Source organism: Chitinophaga agrisoli, assembly GCF_008386695.1.
In the GTDB taxonomy this organism is placed as follows: Bacteria; Bacteroidota; Bacteroidia; order Chitinophagales; family Chitinophagaceae; genus Chitinophaga; species Chitinophaga agrisoli.
This window is the reverse complement of the sequence record NZ_VUOC01000003.1, coordinates 863,376-875,445: the sequence shown is the minus strand read 5'-3', so window position 1 is coordinate 875,445 and position 12,070 is coordinate 863,376. Positions and strand designations below refer to the sequence as shown.

General features: G+C 49.7%; 11 protein-coding genes. 2 read left to right on the top strand and 9 right to left on the bottom strand.

Annotation, left to right across the window (positions count from 1 at the left end; all coding sequences use genetic code 11):
• Positions 1 to 9 precede the first annotated feature (9 nt).
• Positions 10 to 753: a hypothetical protein gene (locus F0L74_RS18935; RefSeq protein ID WP_149839442.1), complete on the bottom strand. Its 744-nt coding sequence runs from the start codon at positions 751 to 753 to the stop codon at positions 10 to 12.
• 40 nt (positions 754 to 793) lie between these two features.
• Positions 794 to 1,576 carry an SDR family NAD(P)-dependent oxidoreductase gene (locus F0L74_RS18930; protein ID WP_149839441.1) on the bottom strand — a complete coding sequence of 261 codons (783 nt, stop codon included), beginning with the start codon at positions 1,574 to 1,576 and terminating at the stop codon, positions 794 to 796.
• A 124-nt stretch (positions 1,577 to 1,700) separates the two neighbouring features.
• On the opposite strand from F0L74_RS18930, the gene F0L74_RS18925 reads away from it, so the two are divergent.
• On the top strand, positions 1,701 to 2,438 hold the full coding sequence (locus F0L74_RS18925) for a M15 family metallopeptidase (protein ID WP_149839440.1): 738 nt from the start codon (positions 1,701 to 1,703) through the stop codon (positions 2,436 to 2,438).
• A gap of 289 nt (positions 2,439 to 2,727) precedes the next feature.
• On the opposite strand, the gene F0L74_RS18920 is transcribed toward F0L74_RS18925, so the two are convergent.
• The 5 genes from F0L74_RS18920 to leuC all read right to left on the bottom strand — a co-directional run bounded on the left by F0L74_RS18920 (position 2,728) and on the right by leuC (position 8,386).
• Positions 2,728 to 4,236, bottom strand: coding sequence for a 2-isopropylmalate synthase (locus tag F0L74_RS18920; protein ID WP_149839439.1), 1,509 nt, complete (start codon positions 4,234 to 4,236; stop codon positions 2,728 to 2,730).
• Between the two features lie 79 nt (positions 4,237 to 4,315).
• A complete protein-coding gene (gene leuB, locus F0L74_RS18915) occupies positions 4,316 to 5,395 on the bottom strand; it encodes a 3-isopropylmalate dehydrogenase (RefSeq protein ID WP_149839438.1) in 1,080 nt (359 codons plus the stop codon).
• Positions 5,396 to 5,488: 93 nt separating this feature from the next.
• Positions 5,489 to 6,088 (bottom strand): 3-isopropylmalate dehydratase small subunit, encoded by a 600-nt coding sequence (gene leuD / locus F0L74_RS18910; RefSeq protein ID WP_149839437.1) that lies wholly within the window; start codon positions 6,086 to 6,088, stop codon positions 5,489 to 5,491.
• A 61-nt stretch (positions 6,089 to 6,149) separates the two neighbouring features.
• Positions 6,150 to 6,893: a class I SAM-dependent methyltransferase gene (locus tag F0L74_RS18905; RefSeq protein ID WP_149839436.1), complete on the bottom strand. Its 744-nt coding sequence runs from the start codon at positions 6,891 to 6,893 to the stop codon at positions 6,150 to 6,152.
• 95 nt (positions 6,894 to 6,988) lie between these two features.
• Entirely contained in the window at positions 6,989 to 8,386 is a 1,398-nt protein-coding gene (gene leuC, locus F0L74_RS18900; RefSeq protein WP_149839435.1) for a 3-isopropylmalate dehydratase large subunit, read from the bottom strand.
• Positions 8,387 to 8,602: 216 nt separating this feature from the next.
• Here leuC and F0L74_RS18895 point away from each other — a divergent pair, with 216 nt between their 5' ends.
• Positions 8,603 to 10,156, top strand: coding sequence for a hypothetical protein (locus F0L74_RS18895; RefSeq protein ID WP_149839434.1), 1,554 nt, complete (start codon positions 8,603 to 8,605; stop codon positions 10,154 to 10,156).
• A 3-nt stretch (positions 10,157 to 10,159) separates the two neighbouring features.
• On the opposite strand, the gene F0L74_RS18890 is transcribed toward F0L74_RS18895, so the two are convergent.
• Both F0L74_RS18890 and F0L74_RS18885 read right to left on the bottom strand, forming a co-directional pair.
• Positions 10,160 to 11,278, bottom strand: a complete 1,119-nt coding sequence (locus F0L74_RS18890; protein ID WP_149839433.1) for a hypothetical protein — start codon at positions 11,276 to 11,278, stop codon at positions 10,160 to 10,162.
• 62 nt (positions 11,279 to 11,340) lie between these two features.
• The gene (locus tag F0L74_RS18885) at positions 11,341 to 11,973 is read right to left on the bottom strand and encodes an ABC transporter ATP-binding protein (protein WP_149839432.1); all 633 of its coding nucleotides are present in this window, start codon (positions 11,971 to 11,973) and stop codon (positions 11,341 to 11,343) included.
• Positions 11,974 to 12,070: the final 97 nt, after the last annotated feature.

Sequence of the window (12,070 nt, the reverse complement as noted above, 5' to 3'; positions counted from 1 at the left end):
TCGCTGTAATTAATACACCCTTCCCAGCTCTGTAAGCTGCAGGCGCCCATTCTCCACTTTAATATCCACTACGCCGTCAAAGGTCTTATCATGCTGCAGGCCAAATATGCAATGCTCTGTTTTATCAGTTCCCTGTATTTTGGGCAAATATCCGCTGGGCACGGCAAAGGACTGTCGTTTCCTGGCGCCGGCAAACTCTGTATACAGCTGGATGGAATCCGGTGTGGAAGCCGGTTCCAGGCGTACGATCAGGTCAGCCAATATATCGCCGGACTGTATATTGCGTGTATAGTTATCCATCAGGGGCCGTTTGGTGATCATCTTACCTAAGCCCAGCACATCCTCTGCATAATGCCAGATGGTATCCGGGGGCGTGCCTCTCTGCAGGATCTGCAGCTCACCGTCAGCGGTTACGCTGGCGTGGTAGTAACGGGTGCCGTGGCTTTGTTTTAATACGCCTATATAACAGCTGTTGGGTTTATCCCATACCGTGCGGTACAGGTCTACCGTATCCACATCCTTTGCCAGGGGCAGGTCAAATGATTTCTCCTTTGTTTTATCGCCCATGATAAAAATGATCCTCACCTGTGAAGTATCGTCTTCATGGGTGAAGTCTACATTTATAGCGCCGCCTGGTTTTGCGGGCTGAAAAGTGGCAGCTGCCTGCCCTTTTTCCTGCTGTTGGCCAGACTGGCATGCCCAGAGGCCCATTGCAATGGTGATTGCTAATACTGCTTTTCTGAAATGTTGCATGATGAGTTCTTATAATATCCTGCAATATAAGCTGGCAGTATCAGTTATTCAATTTTATAAAGCCCCCGTCTATCGGGTAATCACAACCGGTAATAAAGCCTGCCTGCTCAGAGCAGAGGTATAGCGCCAGCCAGCCTACTTCTTCCGGTTTTGCCATACGGCCGATGGGTTGGGTCTTGGACAGTTTTTCGAACATTTCCTGTTCCTTGCCCGGGTAGTTCTTTGCCAGGAAGCCGTCTACAAACGGGGTATGCACCCTGGCGGGCGATACGCAGTTACAACGGATATTATCGTGCAGGTAATCTTTTGCTACGGAAAGGGTCATGGTGAGTACAGCGCCCTTGCTCATGGAGTAGGCAAACCTGTCAGGGATGCCCACGGTAGAAGCGATGGAAGCAATGTTAAGGATAACGCCCCCACCCTGCTGTTTCATGTGTTTGATGGCTGCGTACATACAGTTATAGGTACCTTTTACATTCACCTGGAATACGCGGTCAAAATCCGCTTCTGCGGTGGTATCCAGCTTGCCTATATGGGCAATGCCGGCGCAATTAACCAGTATATCTATACGGCCGGCTTCCGCCTGTATGGCGTCTATGGTCTTTACTACATCTGCCTGTACGGCTACATTACAGCCATGCGCCTGGGCCTGGCCACCTTCAGCAAAGATCTCCGCCACAGTGCCTTTGCCGCTCTCTTCGTTCAGCTCAATGATATGCACCGCTGCGCCCTGCGCTGCGAAAACCTTGGCTATAGCCTGACCGATACCGCTGCCGGCGCCGGTTACTACGGCCACCTTATTGTCTAACCGAAATAGATGCATCTTCCCTAGTTTTTTTAAGGGTTCTAAAATACCTATTTTAACGGGGCGATTACAATTGTTTTTTAACTGTAATCCATACTTTCTTGACTTATTTTACGATAATCGGATAAAAAGCGGGTAAATTATGAGGAATACGCCCTATCTGCGCCATCATTTAAAGGCCTGGCAAATGGTATGTTGCCTATTATTGCTGCATGCAAGGGCCTTTGCGCAAACCATCCCGCTTAATAAATACGGACTGCCGGTGGTGGACAATATGACCCTGTACCGGCAACTGGTAGCGGCGGATAGTAACCAGCGCCTGGTAGACCTCCGTCAATACATTCCAGGCATCCGTACGGATGTACGGTATGGCACCACGGATAACTTCACCCACCAGGTACTATACCCCCACCCCCGGGTGTTTTTACGCCTGCCGGCTGCCAAAGCGCTAAAGGCCATCCAGGCGGAACTGCAGGCCCACGGCCTGGGACTCCTGATCTTTGATGGTTACCGGCCTTACCGCATTACGGAAAAGATGTGGGAGATAGTACCAGACGACCGTTATGCCGCCGATCCCCGCCGGGGCAGTGGCCATAACCGCGGCATAGCGGTAGACCTGACCGTGATACAGCTGTCCTCCGGCCAGCCCCTTCCTATGCCTACCGGCTATGACGATTTTACGGAAAAAGCGCATTACAGCTACCAGCCGCCGGATAGCGCCGTGCGGGCCAACCGGGCCTTTCTGCGGCGTACTATGGAAAAATACGGGTTCTCCGCCCTGGAAACGGAATGGTGGCATTTTTACCTCACCGATCTGCAGCAGTATCCCCTGCTGGACCTGGAGTTTGAAGCGTTAACCCGGGAGGCCGGCGGCCGGTAATACCCATATAACAGCTCTATAGCCCTATAACCGGCAGACATGCCTCCGCTGAGGTAAGCCTGTTGAGGATACGTGTGTTTGATATAGGCTACCCGTAGGCTACTGGTAGTTTATCGGTACTTAACCGGTAGATAACCCGTATCTATAAAGGGACGGCTTATATACGGGTTATATACGGGTCAGATACGGGTTATATACCGGTTATCTATAAGTGGGCATAAAAACAAAGGGTGACCAGGCAGTTGATCATCTCTGCCTGGTCACCCTTTGTGGTAACTATCGGAAAAACCTAGTAGATCTTATTCAGTGCGTCTACATACGCATTTACGGAGGCGCTCACAATATCCGTGGAGTACCCAAAACCGTAATAGGAACGGCCATTGTACTTTACCCGCATATTTACCTTGCTCACATCTTCGCTACCGCCGTGCATGGCCTGTATACTAAATTCATCCAGGTCAATATCGTCTTTGATGATCTCGTGGATGGCGTTGATAGTGGCATTCACCGGACCGTTACCGGCTGCGCTGGCCTCTTTCTCATCACCGTTCACCCTGAGCTTTACCGTAGCCATGGGACGCAGCGGATCGCCGCACACTACTTGTAACAGGGTTACTTTAATGGCCCTGTCATCGTAGTTCTTCTCATCGCCATCGCCCATCAGCTGTTGCAGGTCTGCATCGCTGATCTCTTTTTTCTGGTCCGCCATGATCAGGAAACGCTGGTATACTTCGTCCAGGTTGATCTTATCCAGCTTATAATCCAGGCGCTCCAGGTGATGCTTTAACGCGTGGCGGCCGCTGCGGGCGGTAAGGATGATGGAGCTGGTGGCAATGCCCACATCTTCCGGGTTCAGGATCTCGTAGTTCTCGCGGTGTTTCAGTACACCATCCTGGTGGATGCCGGAGCTGTGTGCAAAGGCATTACGGCCTACGATGGCTTTATTGGGCTGCACCGGCATACGCATCATAGTAGATACCAGGTTGCTGATGGCGTAGATGCGTTTGGAATTGATATTTGTTTCTAAACCAAGGCCGGCGTGGTGTGTTTTCAGTATCATGGCCACTTCTTCCAGCGAGGTGTTGCCGGCGCGTTCGCCAATACCGTTGATGGTACATTCTACCTGGCGGGCGCCGTTCATTACGCCAGCCATGGTATTGGCGGTAGCCAGGCCCAGATCGTTATGGCAGTGTACGGAAATGATGGCTTTGTCGATATTGGATACGTTATCCACCAGGTATTTGATCTTAGCGCCATACTGGTCCGGCAGGCAATAGCCGTTGGTATCCGGTATGTTCACTACGGTAGCGCCGGCGGCTATGACGGCTTCTATCATCCTGGCCAGGTATTCATTATCTGCACGGCCGGCGTCTTCTGCATAAAACTCCACATCGTCCACAAATTTGCGGGCGTATTTTACCGCGTCTACAGCGCGTTTCAATATGTCTTCGCGGGTGCTGTTGAATTTGTATTTAATGTGCATATCGGAAGCGCCGATACCGGTATGGATGCGTTTACGCTTAGCGAAACGCAGCGCATCTGCGGCAGCGTCAATATCCAGGGTGTTAGCGCGGGTAAGGGCGCAGATCACCGGTTCCGATACTGCCTTGGAGATCTCTACTACACTCTGAAAATCGCCAGGGCTGGAGATGGGGAAACCAGCTTCAATGATGTCTACGCCCAGGAATTCCAGCTCTTTTGCCACTTCTATCTTTTCGACGGTGGTAAGCTGGCAACCCGGCACCTGCTCACCATCCCGCAGGGTAGTATCGAAAACATATACACGATTCTTGTCCATGTTTGTTTGTTTAGATGTAAACAGTGTTTTAGTTACTATTTACGAATGTTGACGGTAGCCATCATTCGTAATTTATTTTTTAGTTCAGGTTCTCTAATACTTTAGCGCCCATAGCGTCTGTACCCATAATAAAGCCATTCTCTGTATGCTTATTGGCTATATCCATGGTACGGAAGCCCTGGCGGAGCGTTGCTTCTACGGCTTTTATCACACGCTGTGACTCTGTTTTAAGACCAAAGGAGATATCCAGCATCAGTGCAGCAGACAGGATAGCCGCCAGCGGATTGGCAATGCCTTTGCCGGCAATATCATGCGCGGAGCCATGGATGGGCTCATAAAAGCCGGTGGAATCGCCCACGGAGGCGGATGCCAGCATACCCATGGAGCCTGCTATCTGCGAAGCCTCATCTGTGAGGATATCGCCAAACAGGTTACCGGTAACTACCACATCAAAGCGTTTAGGGTCTTTGATCAGCTGCATGGCGGCATTGTCAATGAACATATGCTCTGTTTCCACATCAGGGTAGTCTTTGGCTACTTCCTGCATTACCTCGCGCCAGAGGCGGCTGGCCTCCAGTACATTGGCTTTATCTACAGAGCAGAGTTTATTACGGCGGGTGCGGGCCGCTTCGTAAGCTTTACGGGCAATACGCTCTACCTCGTACCGGTGATAGATCATCAGGTCAGAAGCGGACTGGCGGTCATCACTGCGTTTCTTTTCGCCGAAGTATACATCGCCTGTCAGCTCGCGGAAGAACAGGATGTCTGAGCCCCGCAGGATCTCCGGCTTTATGCTGGAGGCTTCCAGCAGCTCGTCAAACAGTTTGATGGGGCGCAGGTTGGCATACAGGCCCAGCTCCTTACGGATCTTCAGCAGCCCTTGTTCCGGCCTTACCTTCAGGGTAGGGTCATTATCATATTTGGCGTGACCAATAGCGCCAAACAGGATGGCGTCGCTATTGCGGGCCTTTTCCAGCGTTTCGTCCGGCAGCGGCTCACCGGTGGCTTCTATGGCCACATGGCCCATGATGCCCTCTTCAAATGTAAACTCGTGTTTGTAGTTCTGTGCTATACTAACCAGCACTTTCTGTCCCCAGGCCGTTACCTCTTGTCCTATCCCATCACCCGGTATAACCAGTATTTTTTTAACAACACCCATATATCAGTTTATAATTAAGCAGTTTGTGGTGGCGGTCAAGGCCTTTTCGAAAATATCCCATCCGCCGGGCGGCGGACAGGATACCTGGAATAATTAGAAATTAAATTCCCGGCTGGCTTCATATTTTTCTATGTCGCTGCGCAGGCTGATGAGATAATCTATATCGTCGTACCCATTTATAAGGCAGGCCTTTTTATACGGGTTTATGTCAAATGTAACCTGTTGGCCGGTAGCTGCGATCCGGATGGTCTGGGCTTCCAGGTCTATTTCCAGCTGGGCGTTCGCATCCCCTTCAATGGCAGTAAAGATCTGCTGCAGGAACGCTTCGCTTACCTGTATGGGCAGGATAAAGTTGTTGAGCGCATTGTTTTTGAAGATGTCTGCAAAAAAGCTGCTGACTACTACCTTAAACCCGTAATCGCCCAGGGACCAGGCGGCATGCTCGCGGGAGGAGCCGCAGCCAAAGTTCTTACCGGCCACCAGGATCTCGCCTTTATAGGTGGGATTATTGAGCACGAAATCCGGGCGGGGCTGGTTATTGGCGTCAAAACGCCAATCGCGGAACAGGTTTTCGCCAAAACCTTCCCGGGTGGTGGCTTTTAAGAAGCGCGCCGGGATGATCTGGTCGGTGTCTATGTTTTCTATAGGCAGGGGCACTGCGGAAGAAACCAGGTGTTGAAAATTCTTTTTCATAAAATATATCCTCAGTGGCGCCGCCGGCGGGTGTATCATCCACCGGCGGCGCTGTGCTGTTTTAGTTTTTAACTGCTGCTACACGCAGCCTTACATAATCTGCATACCATTTACCATCGCGAAAATGTGTGGGGCGCAGGCTTTCCTGTGCCTGTTGCAGGATGGATGTGCGGTGCTCCGGGGGTATGTTCTCAAAAAAATGATCCCCAAACATCTCGAACCATTCAATAATGCCATTGTCCGGGTTGGCCAGTTCTGTAGCCCGGTCAAAGCAGTGCGCCTGGTGTATGCGGAAGCCGTATTTCTCCAACAGGGAGGTATATTCTCCCAGGGAGGGGAAATACCAGAACGGCTTATAGCTGTAGCCATGCTGTTGCATGGCTTTTTCCAGGGCCTGCAGCAGGCTGGCTACATTGCCCTGTGCCCCCATTTCCAGCACCAGGCGGCCGCCCGGTTGCAGGTGCTGGTACATACGCGCGGCCACCTGCTCCTTATCCAGCATCCAATGCAGGGCTGCGTTGGAGAAAATGGCGTTGTACTGTACCGGCAGGGAAAAACTGGCGGCGCTGGCCTCTATAAACTCCATGCCCGGGAAATTATTGCGGGCAGTGGCGATCATGGAAGCGGAGCTATCCAGGCCTGTTACCTGTGCGCCGGATTTGGCCAGGGTAGCGGTTAGCTCTCCCGTGCCGCAGCCCAGGTCCAGGATCTTTTCGCCGGGCTGCGGTTGCAGCCATTCAACCAGGCTATTGCCGTATTGAAAGACGAAGGCGAAATTGTTTTTATAGAGATTGGCGTTCCACATGTTAAATACGCTTTTAGCGGTTAGCTATTAGCTGTTAGCTGTTGTAGTCCTTTGTACCTGATGGCGCTAAAGGCTAAGAGAGCTAAAAGCCGGTTTTATACCAGTTCCCGTACATCCATCACCTTACCGGAGATCGCCGCTGCCGCCGCGGTAAGCGGGCTGGCCAGGAAGGTGCGGGCATTGGGGCCCTGACGGCCTTCAAAGTTGCGGTTGGAGGTAGAGATGCAATACATACCTGCAGGCACCTTATCCTCGTTCATACCCAAACAGGCAGAACATCCCGGTTCGCGCAGCTGGAAGCCGGCCGCTTCAAAAATCTTGTCAATCCCCTCCTGTTTAGCCTGGGCCTCTACCTGTTTGGAGCCGGGCACTATCCATACCACCACATCATCTGCCTTGTGCTTACCCTTTACAAAATCCGCTACCATACGCAGGTCCTCTATACGGGAGTTGGTACAGCTGCCAATGAACACATAATCCACTTTTTTACCCAGCAAAGCGCTGCCAGGCTCCAGGGCCATATAATCCAGTGATTTTTTGAAAGAGGGCCTTTCCTTATCCTCTACCTGCTCCAGGGAGGGAATGTGCTGTGTTACCCCCATTCCCATACCGGGGTTGGTACCGTAGGTGATCATGGGCTCTATGTCTGCCGCATCAAAACTGAGGACCTTATCGAAAGTAGCGTCTGCGTCAGAATGCAGGGTTTTCCAGTACGCTACAGCCTTATCCCAGTCAGCGCCTTTGGGGGCAAACTGGCGGCCCTTGATATAGGCAAAAGTGGTCTCATCCGGCGCAATAATGCCGCCACGGGCGCCCATCTCAATGCTCATATTACAAACGGTCATCCGGGCTTCCATGCTCAGGCTGCGGATAGCCTCGCCGGCAAATTCCACAAAATAGCCGGTAGCGCCGGAGGCGGAGATCCTGGAAATGATGTATAGGATGATATCTTTAGAGACCACGCCTTTTTTGAGCTGGCCGTTAATTTCGATCTTCATGCGTTTGGGGCGGTACTGCAAAATGCACTGGGTAGCCAGTACCTGCTCTACCTCTGAGGTGCCAATACCAAAGGCAATAGCGCCAAAGGCCCCATGGGTAGAGGTGTGGCTATCCCCGCACACAATGGTCATACCCGGCAGGGTAATACCCAATTCTGGCCCTATTACGTGCACAATACCCTGGAATGGGTGGCCCAACCCGTATAATTCTACCCCGAACTCCGCGGTATTTTTGGTGAGCATTTCCACCTGGTGGCGGCTCAGGGCCTCCTTGATAGGCAGGTGCTGGTCAATGGTGGGTACATTATGGTCCGCGGTGGCGCGGGTCTTTTCTGTGCGGAATACCGGTATACCCCTTTTCCGCAGGCCATCAAACGCCTGGGGGCTGGTCACCTCGTGGATAAAGTGCGTATTGATGTAAACCGCGTCCGGAAAACCGGCTTTGCTCACCACTACGTGGTTATCCCATATCTTATCAACTAATGTCTTTCCCATTGCCTGTTTACTTTAAAATCCCTTTTCTGCTGTTTTGAGCGGCGGAAATTGGTCTATGTTAACTACTTTTATGCTTCCTTGTAATGATTATACTTCCAAATCTAATGGTGAATAGTTAATTGCCATATCGTTAAATTTGTTTTAATTACGATCCACAAGGTTATACGAAAACCATTAAATGATTGAAAAACAATTGTTTACGAGACTTTAATAACGATGCCCAACAGTCAGCATGACGCGCTATTCATATTAATAAAAACACTTACAAAAGCAGAAAAACGGAATTTCCAGCTTGCTTTTAATAAGAATAATACCAAAGAGGATGTACTGTTCATCCAGCTATTCAACACGCTGGACAAAATGAAGGACTATGACGAGGAGCAGATCCTGAAGAAGATCCCCGCCATCAAAAAACAGCAGCTAAGCAATGTAAAGGCCCATCTATATAAGCACCTGCTAACCAGCCTGCGGCTATTATACAAGCAAAAAGACCCGCTGATAGACCTGCGGGAGCAGCTGGACCACGCCCGGGTACTGTACAATAAGGGGCTGTATACCCAGAGCCTGAAGCTGCTTTCCCGGGCCAAAAGCATGGCCATGGAGCAGGAAGAGGTAATGCTGACCTACGAGATAGTGGAATTTGAGAAGCTGATAGAGTCCCGCCATATTACCCGCAGCCTGGAAAACCGGGCAGAGGAACTGAGCGATGAATCCCGGGTGATAGAGCAGCAGCTGACCAGTATCAGCCGCCTTAGCACCCTGAGCCTGCGCCTGTATGGCCTGTACCTGAAGCTGGGCCATGCCCGCAATGAGAAGGATGCGGAGATGGTAAAGCGCTTTTTTGAAGAGAATGCGCCTCATATTGGCCAAACCCATATGAGCTTTTACGAAAAGATCTACCTGTACCAGGCCTATTGCTGGTATTACTACATACTACAGGATTTTGTTATGTATTACCGGTATACCCAAAAATGGGTAAACCTGTTCAAAGAATATCCCTCCCTGCTGAAAACGGATGTGGATATGTACATAAAAGCCATGCATAACCTGCTTACCGCGCATTTTTATACCATGAACGATGAAAAGTTCACGGCAGTGCTGCAGGAGCTGGAATGTTTTATAGACGATCAGCAGGAGCAGTTTAATGAAAATACCCGCACCAATGCCTTTGTATACCTGTATACCGCCAAAATAAACCGGCATTTCCTGGAAGGTACTTTTAGCGAAGGCCTTAGCCTGGTGCCGGAGCTGGAGGAACGTATTGCGGAACATCAGCTAAAAGTAGATCAGCACCGTGTACTGGTGTTCTATTACAAGATCGCCTGCCTGTATTTTGGCAGCGGGGATAATAACAAAGCTATTGTCTACCTGAATAAGATCATTCACCTGCGCATTGGCAACCTGCGGGCGGATATACAGTGTTTTGCCCGGATCCTCCACCTGATAGCGCATTATGAGCTGGAGAACTATGGCCTGGTAGAATACCTGATCAAATCCGTATATCACTTCATTGCCAAGAATAAAGACCTTGGGCAGATGATGGAGGAGATATTGAAGTTCCTGCGTAAAAATATCTATGCCCATCCTAAAGCGCTGCGTAACGCTTTTGCTGATCTGAAGGAGCGGCTGGTGCAGATCTCCCGGAACCCTTACGAGCGCCGGTCTTTCCTGTACCTGGATATTATCAGCTGGCTGGAAAGTAAGATAGAAGGCGTACCGGTGCAGGATGTGATCAAAAGGAAATTCCAGAAGAAAGAACCCCGGATATAAAATTTACTGCACCTGTTCGTAATGCGGCTCATAGCGGTAATACCTTGTTATGAACAAAATGAAAGCCGCCGCTTGTGTGGCGATGATGGCGCCTATATACAGATAACCCAATGTCATAAACAATAGCACACAGAAGATGCCTAATACCCAGCGCAGGTACTTATCCTGGTCCAGCCGGGGAAAGTAGAGCAGGCAGCGGAACAGCGGCAGTAATGATATTGCCAGCGCTATCATCAACAGCCAGTGCCATGGGCTGTGTGGTAATGTATGGATAATGAGCAGCCCAAATTCAGGTAGTAATAAACAACCATATGTGATACATAGTGCGCTATATCTTTTCCACAATGATAGTGGCAGACTGCGGGTAAAACCCAGGAACTGATCTTCAAAATGGCGATGTTCAAATACCACGATACAATGCAGTAGCAAGGAGATAAGCAGCCCTGTAAGCACTGCCCTTATATCATAGGGATCTCCTTCCATTAACGTGAAAGTAGCGACCAGCACCAGGCAGGATAATACTTTTGTAACCAACAACGCGCGGGTACGATTGGTCGCTAATTCATATACATAGTATAACGGCAGCGGTTTGTAGAAACTACGGTTTAACCATTGCTGTAAACGATGGTATAATGTAATAGCGCCGGGGCGTTTCAATTGCCGGTTGTAAATCCACACCGCCCATACACACATGATCACATTAAAACATAACAATATAACAGCAGGTGCATAGTATGCTTTCCTTACTGCTACCACAGCGGCGATACTACTATAGATCAACACCGGCGCATATACGCCAATATGCACCAGTAACCAGTTAGTTTGCATGCGGCGGGCGGGCATGCTGCCGATGGTCTGATACAGGAAACTGTATTCCTTGTTACCAAGTGTGCCCAGCACAAACCACATACATTTCAAATTATATAATAACCATAATCCAATGGCGAGCAATAAGAAATTGGTGGTGCTAACAATGCCCATCATGAGGCTATAATGGTAGGAGATCAACTGCCCGCCTGGCACAATGCCAAAAAGCAGGTAAAACAGCAAAAAGAAAAAGCCGGTGTTTTGTGCGTAAAAACGACCCGTAAATATTTTGCCTAATATGTTGATAACTGCCATAAAAATGTTAATTGATTGCTACTCAAATTGCTTAACAATTGAATAACAAATTACCCTTATACCTATACTTTTTTTAACTCCTTATTATCTATTACCAGTGTAGCCGTTAACTGTAATTCTCCGGCGGTGATGAGCTGGTGGGAGGTAATGACAAAGCTAACGCCGTGCTGTGTGTGAAAGCGGCGGATCCAGTCATATAGAATGGGGATGGTGGCAGTATCCAGCGTGATCAGCGGCTCGTCCAGCAGGATCAGCGCGGGGCGGCCGGTAAACGCCAGCAGCAGGGATAATTTCTTTAACATGCCACTGGAATAACTGCTAACAGGGTTGTGAATAAAAGCGGGGATACCTAATAAGGCTGACAATTCTGTGATACTTTCGTAGCCCTCTCCCCTGGCGCCTGTATGCAGCTGCAGCAGGTCGCGGCCGGTGAGGAATGCGGGATACAGCGGTTCCGCCTCTGCATAACTCACCATTTGGCGGTATTGTACAGGTTGACGTTTGCTACTGATTGTGGATTTAACTAATACATCTCCCTCAAAAGGAATAAGCCCTGCTATGATCTTTAAACAGGTGGTTTTACCTGCGCCGTTACCGCCCTGCATCCAGTAAATACCATGGGGCAATTCCAGCTTTGGCACGCTGATAATCAGCGAGTCATAATACTTTTTTTGTATCTGATGCAGTGTGATCATACGTAAATATGGCGAAATAAATTTTACATTAAAAGCACATTTAATGCCTAGAGTACTTGTACACAATCCTTCTTCAATACCACCGGCAGTTTCCGAA

Coding starts and splice junctions, on each gene's coding strand:
- F0L74_RS18905 (WP_149839436.1), bottom strand. CDS start 6,893: ATGTGGAACGCCAATCTCTATAAAAACAATTTCGCCTTCGTCTTTCAA.
- F0L74_RS18920 (WP_149839439.1), bottom strand. CDS start 4,236: ATGGACAAGAATCGTGTATATGTTTTCGATACTACCCTGCGGGATGGT.
- leuC (WP_149839435.1), bottom strand. CDS start 8,386: ATGGGAAAGACATTAGTTGATAAGATATGGGATAACCACGTAGTGGTG.
- leuB (WP_149839438.1), bottom strand. CDS start 5,395: ATGGGTGTTGTTAAAAAAATACTGGTTATACCGGGTGATGGGATAGGA.
- F0L74_RS18935 (WP_149839442.1), bottom strand. CDS start 753: ATGCAACATTTCAGAAAAGCAGTATTAGCAATCACCATTGCAATGGGC.
- F0L74_RS18930 (WP_149839441.1), bottom strand. CDS start 1,576: ATGCATCTATTTCGGTTAGACAATAAGGTGGCCGTAGTAACCGGCGCC.
- F0L74_RS18890 (WP_149839433.1), bottom strand. CDS start 11,278: ATGGCAGTTATCAACATATTAGGCAAAATATTTACGGGTCGTTTTTAC.
- leuD (WP_149839437.1), bottom strand. CDS start 6,088: ATGAAAAAGAATTTTCAACACCTGGTTTCTTCCGCAGTGCCCCTGCCT.
- F0L74_RS18885 (WP_149839432.1), bottom strand. CDS start 11,973: ATGATCACACTGCATCAGATACAAAAAAAGTATTATGACTCGCTGATT.
- F0L74_RS18925 (WP_149839440.1), top strand. CDS start 1,701: ATGAGGAATACGCCCTATCTGCGCCATCATTTAAAGGCCTGGCAAATG.
- F0L74_RS18895 (WP_149839434.1), top strand. CDS start 8,603: ATGCCCAACAGTCAGCATGACGCGCTATTCATATTAATAAAAACACTT.